A 21,675-nucleotide genomic window follows, 5' to 3' on the forward strand; every position below is an offset into this window, starting at 1 on the left:
CAGACAAAATGAGTGTTTTAGTAAATAAAAATTCCAAAATTATAGTTCAGGGTTTTACAGGTACGGAAGGTAGTTTTCATGCCGAGCAAATGATCGCTTATGGAACCAACGTTGTAGGTGGTGTTACTCCAGGAAAAGGAGGAGGAACGCATTTAGATCGTCCTATTTTCAATACTGTTGCTGAAGCAGTTGCCAAAGCTGGTGCTGATACATCCATTATCTTCGTTCCACCGGCATTTGCCGCAGATGCCATCATGGAAGCTGCTGACGCTGGCATTAAAGTGATTATCTGTATCACGGAAGGTATTCCCACCAAAGACATGATTGTTGCCAAGGAATATATTTCTACTAAGGAATGTCGATTAATTGGACCTAACTGTCCAGGTGTCATGACTGCCGAGGAATGTAAGGTGGGTATTATGCCAGGCTTTATTTTCAAAAAAGGCAAAGTGGGTATTGTGTCTAAATCAGGTACATTAACCTATGAGGCAGTAGATCAATTAACTAAAGCTGGTTTAGGACAGACTACCGCTATTGGAATTGGAGGAGATCCCATCATTGGAACTACTACCAAAGAGGCGGTTGAACTATTAATGAATGATCCAGAAACAGAAGGTATCGTGATGATTGGAGAGATTGGTGGTGGAATGGAAGCAGAAGCAGCACGTTGGATCAAAGCTGATGGAAATAGAAAACCTGTCGTAGGTTTTATTGCTGGTCAAACAGCACCTAAGGGTCGTCGTATGGGTCATGCTGGTGCCATCATTGGTGGTGCTGATGATACTGCTGAAGCAAAAATGAAAATCATGCAAGAATGTGGAATTCACGTGGTATACTCTCCAGCTGACATTGGCGAAACTATGTTAAAAGCATTATCTGCTAAGTAAAATACTAAAGGATGATTCCTTTTATTGAAAAATCTGCTTCATTCCACGCATTCATGCTACGATGGAGCAGATTTTTTTTGTGGGCTATCTTAATCACCACCAGTGCAAAGGCGGCTGTTTGGAAACCCATGCATTCCGTTGAAAAGGAATGGTTGGTTTATCAATCCGGATGGAATAGTTTCTTGCCTTATATTCCTAGCCAACATTATTCCTATCATTCTAAATCCATTCAACTCTCAAATCGGGATTATTATAAAGCTTATTTGACTATTAAGCCCAAAGAAACCTATCACTTATTCATTGATGGGGCATTTCAAAGGAAATTAGCCAAAGGAGAATTAATCAGAATGTCTTTAGATAGCTTGTTGAAAGTTCATCATAAGGATCAAGTCATCGCTACATTTTATAGTAGTAGCTTGGAAGGCTTACCCGGAGATTTAAGTATTGAGAAAAAATTTGATCAAGTAATTGCACAAAACAGGGAGGTACAATTGTTTCTGAATCGTGCACCTGCCGTTTATACCCATTTTTTCACCTTGGGCTTTTTGTCGCTTCTAGCTTTGATGGGCTTATTGTTTGCTATTTTTCCAAGGTATTTTATCGTCTATTTCCGTTTTACGGATTGGATTAACTGGGAAACAAAAGAGAATGCCATGGTGAAAAGCCCCTTCTCATTGGCCAATTTATATATACTATTTATTCTAAGCCTCTTAATTTCTTTGATGGCATTCTACAATGGAATTACCTATCGTTCTGGCGATGCATTTTTTGTGAATGAAGAAAATTACAATACCCTGATACCCTCTTTGTGGTTTGTTTTTTCTCGGACTTTATTGGCTTACTTCATTTTTATTATACAGTATTTCATTTTCCAACTTTTTGCCAATTTATTCAAACTAAAATCGGTTGCCAATTTACATTTCTTTAAATCCATACAAGCTAATATTCAATTCTTTATCATCGTATTTGTAGGAATTGGATTATACGCTATTTACCAAGGACCGGCTTATTCCATTGACATGGAAATTGTTTCCTATTTATTGAATATTTATTTACTCATTCGTTTTATATATTTTACCCAAGTGTTTAATAAGGTCTTATCAGTCAATCGATTATCTCTATATGCGTATTTGATTATTACCGAGGCCATCGTCATTTTGTTTGGCATACGTGAATTGATATTTCCACAATACAGCTAGACCTAAGAGAGTGATAATCAAGATTTTTTTTTGTATATTTGCAACATAAAGTTGACTATTCTAGATTGTCGAGTTAATACAAATTTGATTTATGAGTGAAATAGCTAACGTTGCTACGCCGGATATCAAGCGGTTGAAAAAAGTAAAAAGTATATTAGTTACTCAAGCAGCGCCTACGGATGCCAAATCTCCTTATTTTGAGATTGAAAAAAAGTATGGTGTAAAAGTGGATTTTCGTCCATTCATTGAGGTGCGAGGAATAGCCTTCAAAGATTTCCGAAAGCAGAAGATTAATATTTTAGAGCATACGGCCATCATTTTTACGAGCCGTAATGCCATTGACCATTTTTTCCGTATTTGTAAGGAAGCTAAAATTGAGGTTCCTTCTGATATGAAGTACTTTTGTATCACGGAGCAAACTGCCAATTACCTGCAGAAATACATCGTTATCCGTAAACGTAAGGTTTTTACAGGAACGAAGACGGCTTTAGATTTATTGGAAATCATTAAAAAACATAAATCAGAGAAATTTTTATTCCCTTGCTCGAACAAGCGTCAGAAAGATTTGCCTGACTACATGGGAACCAATGATTTTCAATTAACAGAGGCTGTTATGTATGAAACAGTTTCAGCTGATTTATCCGATTTAGAAGAAGTTTTTTATGATGTTTTGGCCTTTTTTAGCCCATCAGGAATTACTTCTCTTTTTGAGAATTTCCCTGATTTTAAGCAAAATAACACCCGGATTGCAGCCTTTGGATCTACCACGGCTCAAGCAGTTACTGATGCGGGACTACTTTTAGATATTCAGGCTCCAATGCCTAATGCTCCATCCATGACGGGTGCACTCGAGCATTATATAAAGCAAGCAAACGCTTAAATAAAAAAGCCCCAAATCGGGGCTTTTTTATTAATATATTTCCAGGAATATTTCTCGTTTGAAAATAATGCTTATTTTTAGCCATCAAAACGCCTAACAAGCTATTCACTTAACATGCGCTTCAACAAGCAATTGCTCTTATTGCCTTCTTGGTTTTATGTATGCTTGGGCATCTTACTTCTATTTTGTGGGCCGAGTTTGCTGGCACAACAAGACCCAGGTTTGAGCATGTTTCAAATGAATGCCGTTTATCAAAACCCTGCCAATTCAGGATTGAGAGGTGCCTCTTTTGCTCAATTACATTACCGAAATCAATGGACGCAGTATGAAGCTACTGTGGAAGGTCCGGGTAACCTAGGTACTCAAATCTTAAGTGCTTCTCTGCCCATAAGTAAATTGAACTTAGGTGTGGGACTTTTGGTGATGTCTGACAAAACTCCTTCTGGGGTGGGTCAGCAATCCATGAAAATTCAATTAGCTTATCATTACGCAATAGGAGAGGCTATGTTATCCGCTGGCCTACGAGGTGGATTGCAGGGGAAATCTTTTGATGGACGTGTTTATCGGATTCGTGATGAAAATGACCCCATTGCTAGTCAATTATCAGGTAAGGTGATTAGCCAAAATCAGTTTGATCTTGGTTTTGGTTTGCTTTATTCCAAAGATAATTGGCAAATCGGTTTGTCTGCTGACCATCTGACTTCGCCTAAATTTACCATGGATACTCCGCAGGGAAATATGCCTATGAATATGGTGGCCGCAATTCATGGTTCGGCAGAATTGATTTTATCTGAAAGTTTGGCAGCCATGCCATTTGCTCAAGTTCGTTATTATTCAGGTAAGATTTTGCCCGAATTAGGAACAAGATTTGGCTATAAGGATTTATTCTGGTTGGGAGGTTCGTTTCGTTTAAATGATGCTGCGATTGGTATGGCTGGAGTTTCTTTATTGCAGCAAAAATTAGATATTGGTTATTCGATCGATGTATCCTTGGTACAAGCAGCGGTTAAAGCTCCTTTGACGCATGAGATATTTGTTCGGTTTCAATTACCTTCATTTCAATCCAGTGGAATTAAGGGACTTCCTGTAAGAACTCCCAGGTTTAAGATTTTATAGGAATTCATGTTAAGGCATAAAATTTTGTACTTTTGCTGAAATATTCTTAGAAAATGCTTTAAATTTGAGGAATTTGAATGAGTGTGAGTTGGGTAAAAGTAGATAAAAACAATATTTTAAACCCTGTTACGTTAACAAACAGTAATTTTAATTTGCTTCTATGAATTTTCAATTTGTTGAAAAGAGATTAATACTAGGACTTTCGATTTTGGCTATGGCTGTCGTTTTAAACAGTTGTGGTTCCAAAAACTCAGGTGGTTCCAAGACACTGAGTAGTAAAAAAGGCTCTTCGGGCAAAGGAATCTTAGGAATTGGAAAATCCAGTAAAGAGGTTCCAGGTGTGCAGAATGGAGAAATTGTAGCCACTACTCGTAAAGGATGGTCACAACCAACTCCCTACGGAATGGTCTTAGTACCCTCAGGTAGTTACATGATGGGTCAAGCGGATGAGGAAGTTTCTCGTGCAGGTGTTAACTTCAATAAGCGAGTAACCGTAGCAGCCTTTTACATGGATGATACCGAAATTACCAATCATGAGTATCGTCAATTCACGTATGCCTTATTGAAAGATTCGGTTTCTGTTCTAGGAGAAGATAAAATCATGTCTGAGTATTATCCAGACACTACCGTTTGGAAGCGTGATTTTACGTATCACAATGGTGATCCAATGACAGAATATTATTTTTCTAGTCCTGCCTTTGATCAATACCCTGTAGTAGGTGTTAGCTGGGTAGCTTCTAAATATTTCTGTTTGTGGAGAAGTAAGTTGATGAACGACTATCGTAGAAAGCAAGGTCAATTTATTTTGCCGCGTTTTGAGCTTCCATCTGAATCTGAGTGGGAATGGGCAGCACGTGGTGGAAGGGCTTCAGCCAAATACCCTTGGGGTAATCCTTATATTTCTAATGCTAAAGGATGTTTATTAGCTAATTTTAAACCTCACAGAGGTAATTATGATGCTGATGGTTATTCTTATACAGCCCCTGCCAATGCCTACGATCCTAATGATTTTGGATTATATAATATGGCTGGTAACGTGGCAGAATGGTGTGAAGATGCCTATGCAGATAATGCGGTAGCTGTAACTTGGGATTTGAACACCGTCAACAAAGATGCAGATGAACCCAGAAAAGTAACTCGTGGTGGGTCTTGGAAAGATATAGCTTATTACCTAGAAACAGGAACTAGGGCTTACGAATTAGAACAAAACAAACGGTCATATATTGGGTTTAGATGTATGATGCGCTATTTGGGTCGTCCTAAACAAAACTAAATTATACCTTTTAAAATCTATATTACATTCTTTTTAACATGGAAAAATCAATCAATGTCATCGCTAGTTTTGGTGCGGCAGTCGTAATTGTAGGAGCCTTATTTAAAATTGTTCACTGGGACGGTGCCAACGAAATGTTAATGGTTGGTATGTTTACCGAAGCGGCCATTTTTATTTTATTTGGTGTATTGTACTTACAAGCAAAACCTGAAAAAACGTATGATTGGGAAAAGGTTTATCCAGAGTTAATGGGCGGAGCTCCAGTAGCTAGACCTAGTTCGACTGGCGGTGTAGATGCTTTATCAAGCTTGAAAGGTTTAGGACCAGAGGTGGTAGAAGGGTTGACCAAAAGTTTAAAAGGATTAACAGAAACAGCGAATAGTTTACAAGATATTTCTAAAGCTACCGTAGCTACACAAGATTTTGTGAAGTCTTTGTCTTCTTCTTCAGAATCATTAGGAACCTTGAATAAATCTGTTTCTGAAGCAGCTAATTCTTTAGGTGCAATATCTGTTTCTTCTGCAGAAGCAGCTAAATATGCACAACAATATGCCAAAGCAGGTGACCAGTTGTCTACGCTGAATACGATTTATGAAACGGAGATTCAAGAAGCCACTAAACACTTGAAAGCTATCAATAGTTACTATGGTAATGTTAATTTAACGGTTGAACAAATGGCTGCTACTCAAAAAGATGCAGAATTGTTCAAGACGGAATTAGCTAAATTGAATGCTAATATTCAGTCATTGAACCAAGTATATGGTAGTATGTTAACGGCTATGAAAGGCTAATTTTATCCACTTTAGCTTTGATCTCATAAGTATATGGCAAGTTTAAAAGAGACCCCCCGGCAGAAAATGATCGGGATGATGTATTTGGTACTCACGGCCCTGTTAGCCTTACAGGTCAGTGATGCCCTTTTACAGAAGTTTACCTTGTTAAATAATAGTTTGGAAATTGCGAATCAGTCTGCAAGTTCAAAGAATAAAAGTATGGTAACCGGCATTGAAGAGCGAATCAAAGATCTTCCTAATCCGGCTGCATATGCAGATATCCTTAGAAAAGCGAATGAGGTTCGTAAACTAGCGGATGAATTAGTCAATCACATTGATGGATTAAAAGCAAAGGTAATTGAAACAGGAGGAGGCATTGATCCAGAAACGGGTACTATCAAAAATCCAAAGGAAGAAGAAAAGGTATTTGAATTAATGGTTGGGGCCAATTCCAAAGGAGAGGCTTACCAATTAGTTCCTATGTTTGATCAGTATGTAACGAAATTACAAACGATTGCAGATCCAGGGACCAAATTCCCATCCTTAGCCTTAGCTGCCAAGGACGATCCTGTGGCTAGTCGTGATGCTGCACAATCCAACAAAGATTTTGCAGAATTGAATTTTGAACATACTCCAGTTCCAGCTGCTTTAGCTACATTAAGTCAGAAGCAGGCTGAGATTAGAAGATATGAGACGGAAGTACTTAGTCAGTTAGCTTCTAAAGTAGGGGCCAAAGAAATTAAGTTTGATAAGGTTTTTGCCCAAGTTTCTGCCAATGCCAACACGGTTGTTGCAGGTATGGAATATCAAGCTGAAGTTTTTATAGCTGCTACCTCTTCAGGTTTTACCCCTCGTATGAGTTTCAATGGGGCATCTATTCCAGTAGTGGATGGACGTGGCCAGATTAAATTCAAAACATCAGGTGGAGGGTATGATGCCAATGGATTATCCAAAAAGACATACACGGCTACAGTGGCTTACATGAGTCCTGCTGGTCCTAAAACTGAATCCATTCAAAAAGAATATTTTGTTTTGAAACCAACCTACAACATTGAAACAGCAACACTACCAGCGCTTTATTTGGGATGTGCTAATCGTTTAAGTGTTGTTAGTCCAGGTTTAGGTGCATTGTGGAATCCACAATTCTCTGCCGAAGGTGGAGAGGTAATTCCTGGTCAAAACAGAGGTAAAGTAACCATTGTTCCTTCTTCAGCTACAATTACCTTAAATGTGAATAATGGAGGTACCTTACTAGGAAAAGAGACTTTTAAAGTGCGTCGTGTTCCTAGACCAGAAGTACGAATCTTTGGAAATGGTGGTGAATTAAATGAGAAGAGAGGTACAAGTGCATCTGGTTTAAGAACCTTAGATGCCCGCGCCATTGCTGATGAATCATTTAAAAATACGAATCCAGATGATGCGAATTACCGTGTCGCTTCAGTTTATGTTGCTTTAGTGCGTGGTCAAAGAAAAATTGACGAGATAGCTAATTTACCTGGTTCTGGGTCAATAGCTAAGTTAGCCTCTCAGGCACAGCCAGGGGATCGCTATTATATTGAAGTGAAAGAAGTTCAAAGAAAGAATTTCAAAGGAGCTATTGAGACCATACCTATTTCCATGGTTAAAAATATACCTTTGAGTGATTAGGAAAACCCTGTATATGAAATCATTTAATCAGTTTTTGTTGTTAATTTCTCTGATCTGTGGATTTAGTGCCCTAGCTCAGGAGAAACCTTTAGATGAATCAAAGTTGAATTCAGTGCGTCCCATTGATCCAGCTAATATTCATTATAAGGCTCGCCTATGGCGTCGCATGGATTTGAATGAAAAAATCAACCAACCATTTTTCTCAGTGAATAATGAGATTTCTAAATTCTTAGTTGAATGGGTTGAAGCAGGTATTTTGATTCCTTATGTGAATGATTCCTTAGTGACTAAACTTACAGCCGCTCAGTTTAAAGAAAAACTTCGTATGGATGATTCCATAGGTGAAGGTAGTCTTTCAGAAGCTGAAAAAGCTGCCGGCTTTGGAGCTGAAGGTGGAGAGAAGAAAACAGCAGTAGATGATGGCTGGGGTACCACGACCAAACCAGGTGATGCAGCTAAAAAAACAGATGATTTTGATACTAAACCTGTGGCAAATTTAGATTCGTATTTCTTTCCAAAGGAATTGTCCATCATCGAGATTAAGGAAGATGCCATTATTGACCGTCAGCGCTCTAGGTTATATTTTGATATCCAAGCATTAACCTTGATTATTCCGGCTTCTAAAACCAAGGCAGGCTTTGATAAACCTGTAGCTTCCTTCCGTTATAAAGATGTTTATAAATTGTTTAGAAGTAACCCAAATTGTATTTGGTATAATTCTGAAAATGAAACTCAACATAAAAATATGGCGGATGCCTTTGATTTAAGGATGTTTCAAGCAAGAATTATTAAGAAAGGTAACCCAGAAAATAAGTTCTTGACTGATATCTATAGTTCAGATCGTGAGGGCCTTTTGATGTCTCAACAATTAGAGTATAAATTGTTGGAATTGGAGCACGACATGTGGGAGAATTAATTAATAGAACATATCTAAATGGAAGGAGGCTAAGGCCTCCTTTTTTTGTTCAAGAAGTTGATATTTCTATTTTTTTACCAATTTTTTTATATCCAAATCAACTTTTAAAACCGAAATTGTGGCATTAAATACCTAACCATGCAATGCCTTAAACAATTAGAAAGACTTCATCGAATTCATCGATTAATTCAACATGAATCTACAGGTTCCGCTGCCTCTTTAGCAGAGCATTTACAGATGTCACCCCGTCAGTTAAACTCTTATCTTGAAGTTTTGAAAGATATGGGTGCCCCCATTACCTTTTGTGCATTTAGTAAAAGCTATAAATATAGTTCACCTGTCAAGTTTGATTTTGAATTAAGGCTTTTTGTCTCGGAAAAATTGGTTTATTCTTTATAAAAGGGAGTTTACCGTGTTTTTTGGGTATGATTTAATACAATTATTCAATTTTTTGATGACTAAACTGTAACTTGCAGGGTAAATTGAATAATTAAGTATATATGTCGTATCAACGCAAGACAAAAATAGTAGCCACTGTAGGTCCAGTATCTGAATCAAGAGAATCCTTAATTCAATTAGCCAAAGCTGGAGTAAATGTATTCCGTCTTAATTTCTCTCACGGAACTCATGAAGATCATTTAGAGCGCTTAAAAACCATTCGTTCCATTAGCGAAGAATTGGGAATGAATTTATGTATTCTTCAAGATTTGCAAGGTCCTAAAATTAGGACGCAAATGGTGGAAAATAATGGTGTGGTTTTAGAAGCAGGTAAACAACTCATCTTTGCGATGGACGAAAACCTGCTAGGAACATCCGAGAAAGTAGGAACGACCTATACTTCTATGTATTTAGATGTCAATGTAGGTGAGCGCATTTTGATGGATGATGGAAATTTAGAGGTGAAAGTGCTTGCTATCGATAAAGAAAAGAAAGAAGTACTTACTGAAGTGGTTTATGGAGGTATTTTGAAATCTAAGAAGGGTATCAACTTACCTGGTACGAAGGTTTCTTTGCCTTGTTTAACTCCTAAGGATGAAGCAGATTTATATTTTGGTTTAGACCATGGTGTTGATTGGGTTGCTTTATCTTTTGTTCGTAAGGCCTCAGACATTTGGGATATTAAAGAAAAAATTAAAGCCTACGGTAAAAATACACGGGTTATTGCTAAGATTGAAAAGCCGGAGGCTATTGATCATTTAGATGAAATTATTGAAGCTACGGATGGTATCATGGTAGCTCGTGGTGATTTGGGTGTGGAGATGGATGGAGCCGTAGTTCCATACTTACAAAAAGTAATGGTTGAGAAATGTACAGCAGCTGGTAAGCCGGTTATTGTGGCCACTCAAATGTTGGAATCCATGATTCAAAACCCGGTTCCTACTCGTGCAGAGACTTCTGACGTAGCCAATGCCGTACTTCAGGGAGCATCAGCCACCATGTTAAGTGGAGAATCAGCTTCTGGTTCATATCCGATTAAAGCGGTGGAAACCATGGCTCATATTCACGAAATAGTGGAGCAACAGCAAAATGCAATTTCTGTAGTTAAAGGAGATGAGGTAGCCATTTATTTTAAAAACCATGCCTTGGCTCAAGGTTCAAAAGAGGTTGCATTAACCGATCGTTTGATTGCCGGTGCATGTCGTTTAGCTCGTGACTCCAAAGCCAAAGCGATTCTTTGTATTACTAATTCTGGTCATACGGCTTTCCGTTTATCAGCTCACCGCCCCAAAGCGGATTTATACGTCTTTACTTCCGATAAGCAATTAATGTCTACCATGGGCTTACTTTGGGGAGTGAAAGTTTTCTTTTATGATCCATCGGCTGATAGTGCTGAAAAGACGGTAGCTGCCATGGTGGATAAATTAAAGCAAGATCAATTATTATCTGCCGGGGATGTTTTTGTGACAACCTTGTCAATTCCTGCCCATTCGGGTAAGAAGACCAATACAGTGCAATTAGGGGTGGTTGAATAATCAACCCCTAATTGTTTATATTTTGGTTCATTAAGCATGAAAAAAAAGAATGCATTTCTTGCTAGTCCATTCATAGGGCTTTTTACCTTATGGTCCATGTTTTGGTTCATAGCCATTTTCTTGCTTTTTTATCCATTCATATTCATTTTACTTCAGAAAATCAGTTACCGTAAATACGCTGCCAAATTGGTGCGTGTATGGTCCAAGTGTTTTTTCTTTTTCAGCTTTATCCGTTTTGAGGTAAAACATCATTTTGTTCCCGATAAGAAGCAGAATTATGTTTTTTGTGCCAATCATTTTTCATTTTTGGATATTCCTGTCATCGTTTATTTGTTGCAACATTATACCGCTTTTGTCGGGAAAAGTTCATTGGGGAAACTACCTCTTTTTGGTTACATGTACGCTCGATTGAATATATTAGTCAATCGTTCTGACAATGCCAGTCGAGCGGGTTCTTTATCCAAAGCCCTTCGAGCCTTGCAAACCGGGAGAAGTATTGCCATCTTTCCTGAAGGCGGCATTGTCTCCAAAAAATATCCATACATGGCTAAACCATTGAAAGATGGGGCTTTAATTATGGCTATTCAGCAACAAGTTCCCTTAGTCCCTATTAGTTTATTTAATAATTATCAAATATTTTCAGATAAGCCTTTGATGATTCGTCCCGGTGTTATTCGGGCAGAAATACATCCTCCCATCATCACCAAGGGGCTAAGTATGGAAGATGTTCCCATGTTACGGGAGAAATTATACCATATTATTCAAGATCCCATTTTGAAATACTATCAATTAGACGAACCTCAATAATCGGGTCTTATGCGCCACTGGATTTATATGTTTGTTGTTATGGGTTTTTGCTTTTCTTGCTCTCAACAGAATAAAGAGGATAAAGCAGATTTACCACGTCCAAAAGGCTACAACCGAATCATCTTACCCAAGGCTAAGTATCAAGATCTAGAAAAAGGTCATCCATTTAGTTTTCAAGTTTCCCAATATGCCCGAGTGATGCCTGATACGGTTTCTTGGGCGGAGCCTCATTGGTTATATATTTATTATCCTCAATGGCATGCTTTTATTCAGCTTACTTATAAACCTTTGAATAAGGATCAAAAGAAATTGGCTAATCTCATCAATGATGCCTATACTTTGGCCTCTAAACACCAAGGTAAGGCAAGAGGAATTCAAGAGTATGTTATGACTACTCGTTCTGGAAGAAAAGCTGGAATCATTGAATTGGATGGGGAAGTGGCTACCTCCTTTCAATTTTTTACTACCGATAGTATACATCATTATTTACGTGGAGCTGTTTATGTAAAAACCGCAACGCAAAATGACTCTTTAGCTCCAGTCATTCAGTTTTTGAAAAAAGATGCCATGCATTTAATTCAAACCCTGCAATGGAAACCTTAGACTTGGCTAAATAGCCAAGCTTGCCAGTACCCGAATCTTTCCTTTTCTTTGTAGTCAACATGATCGAGTCAACAGCATTGTCGTCTTCAGAGGAATTAACGGTATTTGTGGATGCACTGCTTCCCTTACCTATTCCACGGTATTTCACCTACCGTGTTCCTAGGCAATGGGCTGATTTGGTGCAAGAAGGAATTCGAATTGTAGTTCCTTTTGGTTCCTCTAAAGTGCTAACTGCCGTGATTGTTCAGGTGCATCATCAACCTCCCAAGCAATATCAGGCTAAGTATATTTTAGAAATTTTAGATGATAGTCCATTGGTGACTACTTCTCAAATCAAGCTATTTCATTGGGTTGCAGATTATTATATGTGTTATCCAGGAGAGGTTTTTCAAATAGCTTTACCTGCAGGATTGAAGATTTCTAGTCAATCGAAAGTTCAAATTAATCCGGCCTATTCAGAAGAAACCCAATTAAATGAAAAAGAACAGATTGTTTTTAAGGCGATTCAAGAAAAAGGTTCTTTATCCTACGATGAGGTAGCTCAAATTGCCGAATTAAAAAGTCCGTATCATCTAATAAAATCCTTAGTAGCCAAACAAGCTGTTTTGATATTTGATGAATTGAAAGATCGGTACACACCAAAAGTGTTGCGGAAAATTCGCTTGGCAGAACCTTTTGAAAATAAGGAGAAGTTGGTGGAGCTTATTCAGCAATTGGAATCTAAGCCAAAGCAATTGGGTATTCTCTTGCATTATCTTCAATTTATTCCAGTTTTACGGAATCCAGAAATCAATCAAAAAGGACTGGAAAAATCGAGTTTTACGCAAGCTGAATTATCGGAGAGTTCACTACAAACCCTGCTAAAAAATCAGATTTTTGAGAGTTTTGAGGTAGTAGTTTCTCGCTTTGGACAAGACTCGGAGGATTTCATCCCTGCGGCTTTTGATTTAAATCATGCACAAAATTTGGCTTACCATTCCATTTTAAATCAATTTCAAGAAAAGGACGTGGTATTGTTGCATGGAATTACCGGAAGTGGTAAAACAGAGATATATATTAAATTAATTCAAGAAGCGCTAGCTAATGGCAATCAAGTACTTTATTTATTGCCAGAAATTGCCCTTACTACCCAAATTGTATTACGACTTAAACGAATTTTTGGTGAGCAAGTTGGAATTTATCATTCCAAGTTTTCTGATAATGAACGTGTGGAAGTTTGGAAGTCCATTGTTGAGGGAAAATATCCATTTGTCGTGGGTGTTCGGTCTTCGGTCTTTTTACCTTTCTCCAATTTAGGTTTAGTGATCGTGGATGAAGAACATGAGTCCTCCTTTAAGCAGGTTGATCCAGCCCCTCGTTACCATGCCCGTGATGTGGCGGTTGTATTAGCTAAGCAACAAGGGGCTAAAGTACTTTTAGGTTCTGCAACACCTTCCATAGAATCCTATTACCAGGCAAAGGAAGGCAAATATGGATTAGTTGCCTTGAAGGAGCGTTTTGGTAAAGCTCAGTTACCCCAAATCACCTTATTAGATACTAAGTATGCTCAAAAAATGAAGCAAATGAAAGGTGGCTTTTCGGTGGATTTGATTGCTGCTTTAGAGGATAATTTTAACCGGGGAAAGCAAAGTTTATTGTTTCAAAATAGGCGAGGATATTCCCCATATATTCAATGCCAAGATTGTGATTGGATAGCTAGTTGCAATCAATGTGATGTGAGCTTAACCTTTCACGCACGAGATCAAGAGCTTCGTTGTCATTATTGTGGTTATCGGGAAGGTTTATTACGTCGTTGTGCCGCTTGTGGTAGTACACAATTGAAAACCATGGGCTATGGAACGGAGAAGTTGGAAGAAGAATTGCAACTTCATATGCCGGATGCTAGAATTGGGCGAATGGATTTAGATACCACTCGCTCTAAAACGGCTTTTAGTTCACTTTTAGCAGAAATTACGTCTGGAAATATAGATGTGTTGGTGGGAACTCAAATGGTTGCCAAGGGTTTGGATTTTGAAGGTTTATCCATGGTGGCAATTTTCGATGCAGATAAGGCCATCAACTTCCCTGACTTTAGGGCACATGAACGGGCCTTTCAGTTGATTTGTCAAGTGGCAGGAAGGGCAGGTAGGAGAGAAGAACAAGGGCAAGTCTATATTCAAACTAATCAATCTACTCATCCCTTATTTGATCATATTTTGCAGAATAATTTTGAGGCCATGTATGCTGAGGAAATCATAGAAAGAGAAGGTTATCATTATCCTCCTTTTAGTCGCTTGATTAAATTGACTCTTCGAAATATGGAAGCAGGCCGTGTCGAAACGGCGGCTAGGCATTTGGGGATGGCTTTAAAAGAAAAGTTTGGTCATGGTCGTGTATTGGGGCCAGAAAAACCCTTGATTGAACGCATTAGGAACCAATATGCCATGGAGATTTTAATAAAAATTGAGAAAGGTTTAGCCTTAGCCAAGTTTAAAGAAGCCTTAAGGGAAGAATTAGATATACAATCATCTAACCCAGCCTGTAAAGGAGTTCAGCTTATTCTTGATGTGGATTGTTTATAATCAACGCTTGAAGACAACTTCATCAAGCGGTAAACGATGCCTAAGTCCATAAATTCCTTCTTCTGTTCCTTTACCTACTGCCACAATCATATTGATTTCGGCTTCATTTGGGAGATTTAAGGCTCTTTTAACCAGCTTAGCGTCAAATCCCTCCATCGGGCAAGTATCATAACCCTCAGCAGCAATAGAAAGCATAAAAGTTTGGGCAGCCAGCGCACAGGACTTGTGCACCATGACCCGCTGATCTGCTAGTCCAGCAAATCGCATGAAGGGGTTATTGAAACCTTTAACAAAGGTGATGGCACGTCTAACAAGGGTACTTAGACCTAAGATATCTGTTCGATACAAAATAGGCATTAGTATGCCATAATAATCCAATGCTCTTTTTTCTGATTTAGAGGGCTCACCTTGTATCGATGCTTTTATCTTGTCGATGTTCCATTGAGCATGTTTTTTCCAATGGTCTTGCCTAGTAACAAATACCATTAGATGGGAAGCCGTTCTTGCGGCTGACTGACCTAAACAAAGTTGCTCATATTTTGCTTTTTCTTCAGGACTGTTGATCCAGTAAAATTCCCAAAGTTGCATATTGCTACTGTTGGGTGCAAGTATGGCACGTTCAAGACTTTTTTGAATGACCTCATTTGGGACTTGAATATCCGTATCAAACCTCCTGTTTGATCTTCTTCTTTGTACTATTTCATCAAAAGCTTGTGCTAGATTCATCGACATATATTTAGTCGTAAATATACGGAATTAGCTGATGATTAAGGTTTTTTGTCTTCGAGTTCGTAACGAACATAAGCAAATTTAGAACCATCAGGAGACCAAGATGGAACATTGATACTACCTTGACCTCCATAAAATTCCTCGGTTAAATCTTGGATTTTTTTAGATTTCAAATGTAGCAATCGGAGTTTGACTTGATGGCCAAATGGATGGCTTTGTTTCTGATCCTCTATGTAGCTTATCACGACAGCCTCTTTTCCATTAGGCCTGATGTGTGCGAACCAGGTAGAATAATCATCAAATGTCATTTGCTCGGCTTGGCTGCCATCTGGACGCATTCGCCAGATTTGCATTTTACCCGTACGAAAAGAATTAAAGTAGATGTATTTTCCATCCGGACTATACTCCGGCCCATCGTCTAAACCCTCTTCGGTAGTTAGTCTAATTTCTGGTCCTCCTTGTGTATCCATGGCATATACATCATAGTTTTTATTTCTCTCGGCACAATAGACCATGGTCTTTCCATCTGGTGAGATGCCGTGCCAATAGGAGGGAGCTTGATTCGTTAATCGGATGGGTTGACCTCCTTGACTTCCTACTTTAAATATAAGGGAACCACTTATGCCTGAGCTCGGGTCTGAACTGGAAATGTAAAGTGTTTTCCCATCAAAACTATAACCATGATCATTATTGCACTTTTGGATGCTTCCCGTAGGCAAAATCCCAAGTTTATCACCTGATGGACTAATTTTTTCAATTAAACCGGCACTATTGATAAGTAAATGAGAACCATCTACGGACCAATTGGGCGCTTCAAAGTGACGATGTTCTTTCAGAATCTCTTGGCTTTTTTTTGTTTTAATATCAAAAATATGCAAAGAACTGATGACACTTTTACCAGCTGGGATTTGGGAATAGGCAGTAAGATTACATACCATAATTGCGAAAATGGGTAAATATTTCATAGTCTAAATTTTGATGTGTAAAATGTACAAAAAAAAGTCAGGACGGCTGTCCTGACTTTTTTAATTAACATGAAATAAACGACTAGTAGTTATTTTGTTTCAATGTTGGCTTTCCGTCTTTCTGTGAGTTTAAGATCTCATCATTTGGAAGAGGGAAATATTCGTTTTTACCAGTAGTAAATGATTTACCAGCTAAGTAACCTCTCTTGTTGTAGGTTCTTCCTGACATATCAGTACCGTTTTTAGCTTCTTCAGCCATGTACTTGTTCAAGTAAGGACCTGCAATTCCCCAACGAACTAAGTCGAAGAAACGGTGACCTTCCATGGCAAATTCTAAACGGCTTTCCATACGTACTGCGTTCAATGCATAATCTTTTCCTTTAGCAACGAATGTACCTGTTGGATAAGGATTAACAACATAATTCACAGTTGGATCTTGTACAGAACCATTTTTAGCACGGTTACGGATGATGTTAACGTAAGTTTCAGCACCACTTAAGTTACCTAATTCAGCCTCACACTCAGCTAACCAAAGGATAACAGACGACATCTTCAACAAACGGTAGTTGTTATTAACTGCACGCTTAGAAGTAGAGTGAGTTGAACTACCTTCGTCAGCTAAATAGTACATCCATTTTTTACCTGTATATGGACCAGAGTAGTTTTGGTCACGAATCCAAGGGAAACCTGGCATTACACCCCAATCTAAGAATTGAACACCACGACGACCCACTGTCCAGTCTAAACGAGGGTCAACAGGAATAGATTTATTCAAGTTGAATTCAATGGTAGATGAACGAATACCTTGATCGTTAGGAAGGTCAACCATGTTGTAAGTATCTGCTGTACCATCCGCTTTATCTCCAATTAATGGTAAACCATCAGAAGAAGTTTTGAATGCATTTACCAAGTTTTGAGATGGTAAATAGAATCCGCAACATCCACGACCTGGAGCATTAGCTGAATATGGCCAGTTTAGGTTATCACCTACATTACCGTTGTTACCAGTAGAACCGTCGTTTACAGAGAATTGAACTTCAAAGATTGACTCAATGTTGTTGTTCGTTGTATTTCTGTAGTTATCATGGTAGTTAGTAACTAACTTCTTGCCTGAGTTTTTGTAAACATCTTCTAACAATGTTTTAGCAGCAGCCCATTTCTTTTGGAAAATATATGCTTTAGCTAAATATGTCATGGCAGCCCATTTTGTAGCACGACCTTTTTGAGCTTGAACAGCTGGAAGGTTTTCCATAGCAAATTTGAAATCCGCCTCAATGTTTGGCCAAATGTCTTTATCATTTGGAATTTTAGTTGAGTTAGGATCATCACGCTTGTAGATAGTCTCGTCGATGTAAGGAACCATGTTCCACATCTTTTTACCTTCAAAGTGATAGTGACCACGTAAGAAACGAGCTTCCGCAACTACTTGAGTTCTTTCAGCATCAGTCATGTCTTTTACGTCAGTACTTTTTGCTAAAAGGATAGCCTCGTTTGCACGAGCAACACCATCGTATGTATGTTGCCATTTACCTAGGAAATAGGTATTATCTGACAACCAGTTAAATTGCTCAATGAAACTTTGTTCTGGCTGGTCACCAGCATCTGTTCCTTTAACGGCATCACCAGAAGTGATTCCACCAAATACGTAATTGGAGATAGTTGATTGACGACCTGTATTACCGGCACCAACTCCGTCTAATAATGAGTACGCTCCAATCAATAATGCATTCACTCCATTCTTGTTGCTCAAGGAGGTTAATGAAGCCGCTCCTTGTGGCTGAATGTCGAAGAAACTATCTGAGCAAGAAGTGCTCAGTCCGACGGTCGCTACTAATGCGAATATGATTAACTTTTTCATTTTTTTATGATTTATTTTCAAATAATATCTAGATTAAAATCCTACTCTTAAACCAACATTGTATGATTTAGCCACAGGGAATGCACCTTCATCAATACCCATGTGGATATCTTGGTTGTCATTACCTGAAGTTCTCAAGTTGATATCTGGATCTAGGCCTTTGTACTTACTAAATGTGAACAAGTTTTGACCTTGAACATACACTTGTAAAGAGCTTAACTTTAACTTCTTAGTAACACTAGAAGGTACAGTGTAAGTCAATTGGATGTTCTTGATACGAGTATAAGATCCATCTTCAACGAAGTAAGTAGAAATCTGCTGACTGAAAGTGTCATTTGAGTTTAAACGTGGCAATTGAGCTACGTCACCTTGCTTCTTCCAAGAGTTGTATAACATATCCTTAGAACGGTTTCCTTGGAATGTGTTGAAATCTGTCCAGTATTTCAAGTAGTTGAAAATTTCATTTCCTTGAACACCTTGAGCAAATACAGTCAAGTCAAAGTTTTTGTAACCTACGTTTAAGTTCAAACCATAAGTGAAGTCTGGGTGAGGGTTACCTATGATTGTTCTGTCATCAGCATTAATTTTACCGTCTCCATTTACATCTCTGAATTTGAATACACCCGCACGAGTATAACCAGGAATTTGAACAGCAGAAGCAGCTTCAGCATCATCCTTGATAACACCATCTACTACATATCCGAAGAAAGAAGCAATTGGCAAACCAGCTCTTGTTACTGAGATGGCAGGAAGACGTGTTGAGAATCCAAAGATAGAAGCTTTAGGATCATCGTTCAATTTCACTACGTTGTTTTTGTATTGGCTATATTGACCGGAGATCGAATATCTTACATCACCAATTTGGTTACGGTAAGTTACGTTGATATCAATACCTGTGTTGTTTACTTCACCAATGTTAACATAAGGAATAGAAGCAGTACCAGCAGTTCTTGGAATTGGCACTTGAGTTAACATATCTGAAGTAGTACGTGAGTACCAGTCAAAAGCAATATCCAATTTGTTGTTGAACAAACTACCATCAAAACCAATGTTAGTGGATGTATTTGTTTCCCAACGACCAAATGAGTTACCAAATTGAGCGATGTCGAAACCTGACGAGATTGAATTACTAGAACCTGAGATATCGTATGCGTTATTGTTAGGATCTGGAGTAAACAAAGTATATGCGTTGAATACGTTTGGAATTAACTGGTTACCAGTTTTACCCCAACCCGCACGTACTTTCAAGTCGTTGATGAAAGTTAAATCTTTCATGAAAGCCAATTCTGTCAAACGAGCACCCACTGAGAATGCAGGGAAAGTACCATATCGGTATGCCGAAGAGAAACGAGATGAACCGTCACGACGTAAAGTAAAGTCTGCCAATAAGAAGTCCTTATATGAGTAGTTTACCTTTCCGAATTGAGAGAACAATGCCGTTTGAGTTGCACCCGCTCCAGCATTCGATAAACCTGCTGCAGAACCATTATTCAAATAACGGTATGACAAATCATCAAAAGCAAAGTTTGAACGAGCGGCACTAAAACCAAATGCATAAGTTGATACAGCTTCAGTTCCTACCAATACGTTGAAGGTATGATCTCCAATCGTTTTGTTGTAGTTCAAGGTATTATACCAAGTAATGGCACGATCATAAGAATTAGAAACAGTTAAACTGTTAGCATTTCTAGCTTCAGCAGCTTCAATATCACGGTTAAAATATGCCGATTGGTTGAAGTTATTGTATTCAAAACCTAAACTTGTACGAGCTTTCAAATCTTTGATGATTTCATATTCTAAGAATACGTTACCAAAAATGTGGCTACCTTTTACTGGGTTGTCTTTTTCTCTCCACTGACGAGCAAATGGGTTAGGAGCATTACCTAAGTTAGAACCACGAGAACCTGCAAATCCATTCAAGTTAGATGAGTTCGTGCCTCCTAAGGCAACTGGTCCACCTGTGATATCGTAAACCGGAATGATTGGTTGGATACGAATAGCAAACATGATTGGGTTTGATTCGTTGTTGTTTCCTGAAGGAACACCTACTCTTTCATCATAAGAAACAGTAAAGTTCTCACCGAAAGTCAAGTTACCTTTTTTGAACTCAGTGTTTGCACGAACAGAGTAACGTTGGTAGCTAGTATATTTCATGATACCATCTTGGCTAAAATATGAACCAGAGATAGCATATTTACCATTTTTAGATCCGCCTGTAGCACCAATTTGATAATTAGAGATTTTAGCAGGTCCAAAAATAACTTTTTGCCAATCAGTACCTTCTTTATTTGCCTTGGTAATGTTCCAAGCTGTTTTACCTAAGTTTGGATCAGTAATATCGTTGGTGTAAGTATAGTTAGCTGGTAAAGCTCCATACACGTTTGGATAAATATAATCGGCAATTGTTTGTGTACCATCAGCACCAAAACGGTATTGAACAGATGGAGAAGTTCCAGCTGGCTTACCTGCACCGATTTCAGACTCATAGTAGTACTGACCTAATTCTTTCGTGTTCAATAAGTCCAATGTTTTACCAACATCTTGTGTACCAGTGTACATGTCAAAGTTGATTTTTGGCTCACCTTCACCACCACGTTTAGTTGTGATAATCACAACACCGTTTGCAGCACGAGCACCATAGATAGAAGCCGCAGAGGCATCTTTCAATACTTGCATGGACTCAATATCATTTGGGTTGATTTGGTTCAAAGTACCTTGCGTTGGAACGCCGTCAATAACATACAGTGGACTGTTATTATTGATGGATCCAAAACCACGTACACGCACCATCGTACCACCACCTGGAGAGTTATCATTACCTACAGTTACACCAGCCGCACGGCCTTGTAACATTTGGGTAACTGAAGCAGAAGGAACAGCCGTTAATTCTTTCGAACCAACTACTGCTACCGCACCAGTGATGTCTTTTTTACGTTGCGAGGCATAACCTGTCACAACGATTTCGCTTAATTGGCTAACATCTTCATCCAAAGAAACGCTGATGCTTGATCTGTTACCTACTGCAACAGTCTTTGCCACATAACCAACTGAACTAAATGTTAATTCAGCATTGGCTGTTTTTACATTAATGGAGAATGCTCCATTACCATCGGTTGTAGTTCCGGTGGTTGTACCTTTAACTAAGACGGATACTCCTGGAATACCGTCGCCTTTAGCGTCCTGTACAGTACCAGATACTTTTCGGTCCTGACCCCAAGCTACCCAAGAAAGGGATAGCATTAAAGCCATTAAGAAGACCACTCTGCTTACGTAGAAATTTGTTTTCATTTAGTATAAGATTTGAGTGAAAATTTGATTTTGTCGATAAAAAATGTTCTTTTATCTACTCAATCGCCTGCAAGTTAGCCTTTTCAGCCTAAAGTATTGCACATAAGCGTAAAAAAATTACACTTATTTAATATACCTTTCTTACTATCAGCAACTTAGGCTAACAAGGTATATTTTAGATAAAGGTGGTTTTATCCTTT

At 38.5% G+C, this 21,675-nt stretch carries 17 protein-coding genes; 13 read left to right on the top strand and 4 right to left on the bottom strand.

What is annotated here, in order from left to right; translation table 11 throughout:
• The first annotated feature begins 8 nt into the window (after positions 1–8).
• From sucD to priA, 13 genes are all read left to right on the top strand, one after another.
• Complete coding sequence (sucD, locus tag ACST15_RS04360; protein ID WP_459453434.1) at positions 9–887, top strand: succinate--CoA ligase subunit alpha; 879 nt, start codon at positions 9–11, stop codon at positions 885–887.
• 11 nt (positions 888–898) lie between these two features.
• The gene (locus tag ACST15_RS04365) at positions 899–2,086 is read left to right on the top strand and encodes a hypothetical protein (protein WP_459453436.1); all 1,188 of its coding nucleotides are present in this window, start codon (positions 899–901) and stop codon (positions 2,084–2,086) included.
• Between the two features lie 91 nt (positions 2,087–2,177).
• Entirely contained in the window at positions 2,178–2,966 is a 789-nt protein-coding gene (locus ACST15_RS04370; RefSeq protein WP_223143258.1) for a uroporphyrinogen-III synthase, read from the top strand.
• A 114-nt stretch (positions 2,967–3,080) separates the two neighbouring features.
• Positions 3,081–4,082, top strand: coding sequence for a PorP/SprF family type IX secretion system membrane protein (locus tag ACST15_RS04375; RefSeq protein WP_459453438.1), 1,002 nt, complete (start codon positions 3,081–3,083; stop codon positions 4,080–4,082).
• A gap of 160 nt (positions 4,083–4,242) precedes the next feature.
• Positions 4,243–5,355, top strand: a complete 1,113-nt coding sequence (gene porK / locus ACST15_RS04380; RefSeq protein ID WP_459453439.1) for a T9SS ring complex lipoprotein PorK/GldK — start codon at positions 4,243–4,245, stop codon at positions 5,353–5,355.
• Positions 5,356–5,393: 38 nt separating this feature from the next.
• Positions 5,394–6,146 (top strand): type IX secretion system motor protein PorL/GldL, encoded by a 753-nt coding sequence (gene porL, locus ACST15_RS04385; protein WP_459453440.1) that lies wholly within the window; start codon positions 5,394–5,396, stop codon positions 6,144–6,146.
• A gap of 33 nt (positions 6,147–6,179) precedes the next feature.
• Complete coding sequence (gene porM, locus ACST15_RS04390; protein ID WP_459453441.1) at positions 6,180–7,775, top strand: type IX secretion system motor protein PorM/GldM; 1,596 nt, start codon at positions 6,180–6,182, stop codon at positions 7,773–7,775.
• A gap of 13 nt (positions 7,776–7,788) precedes the next feature.
• Positions 7,789–8,691, top strand: coding sequence for a type IX secretion system ring subunit PorN/GldN (gene porN, locus ACST15_RS04395; protein WP_459453442.1), 903 nt, complete (start codon positions 7,789–7,791; stop codon positions 8,689–8,691).
• A 138-nt stretch (positions 8,692–8,829) separates the two neighbouring features.
• Positions 8,830–9,090 carry a hypothetical protein gene (locus tag ACST15_RS04400; RefSeq protein WP_459453443.1) on the top strand — a complete coding sequence of 87 codons (261 nt, stop codon included), beginning with the start codon at positions 8,830–8,832 and terminating at the stop codon, positions 9,088–9,090.
• 101 nt (positions 9,091–9,191) lie between these two features.
• Positions 9,192–10,664 (top strand): pyruvate kinase, encoded by a 1,473-nt coding sequence (gene pyk / locus ACST15_RS04405; protein ID WP_459453444.1) that lies wholly within the window; start codon positions 9,192–9,194, stop codon positions 10,662–10,664.
• A 36-nt stretch (positions 10,665–10,700) separates the two neighbouring features.
• Positions 10,701–11,471 (top strand): lysophospholipid acyltransferase family protein, encoded by a 771-nt coding sequence (locus ACST15_RS04410; RefSeq protein ID WP_459453445.1) that lies wholly within the window; start codon positions 10,701–10,703, stop codon positions 11,469–11,471.
• 9 nt (positions 11,472–11,480) lie between these two features.
• A complete protein-coding gene (gldD, locus tag ACST15_RS04415; RefSeq protein ID WP_459453446.1) occupies positions 11,481–12,074 on the top strand; it encodes a gliding motility lipoprotein GldD in 594 nt (197 codons plus the stop codon).
• Positions 12,075–12,133: 59 nt separating this feature from the next.
• Entirely contained in the window at positions 12,134–14,635 is a 2,502-nt protein-coding gene (gene priA / locus ACST15_RS04420; protein ID WP_459453447.1) for a replication restart helicase PriA, read from the top strand.
• On the opposite strand, the gene ACST15_RS04425 is transcribed toward priA, so the two are convergent.
• From ACST15_RS04425 to ACST15_RS04440, 4 genes are all read right to left on the bottom strand, one after another.
• Positions 14,636–15,367, bottom strand: coding sequence for a nitroreductase family protein (locus ACST15_RS04425; RefSeq protein ID WP_459453448.1), 732 nt, complete (start codon positions 15,365–15,367; stop codon positions 14,636–14,638).
• Positions 15,368–15,402: 35 nt separating this feature from the next.
• The gene (locus ACST15_RS04430) at positions 15,403–16,329 is read right to left on the bottom strand and encodes a TolB family protein (RefSeq protein ID WP_459453449.1); all 927 of its coding nucleotides are present in this window, start codon (positions 16,327–16,329) and stop codon (positions 15,403–15,405) included.
• An 82-nt stretch (positions 16,330–16,411) separates the two neighbouring features.
• Entirely contained in the window at positions 16,412–18,187 is a 1,776-nt protein-coding gene (locus ACST15_RS04435; RefSeq protein WP_459453450.1) for a RagB/SusD family nutrient uptake outer membrane protein, read from the bottom strand.
• Positions 18,188–18,220: 33 nt separating this feature from the next.
• Positions 18,221–21,475 carry a SusC/RagA family TonB-linked outer membrane protein gene (locus ACST15_RS04440; protein WP_459453451.1) on the bottom strand — a complete coding sequence of 1,085 codons (3,255 nt, stop codon included), beginning with the start codon at positions 21,473–21,475 and terminating at the stop codon, positions 18,221–18,223.
• Positions 21,476–21,675: the final 200 nt, after the last annotated feature.

This window comes from Aquirufa sp. Wall-65K1, from assembly GCF_054558475.1.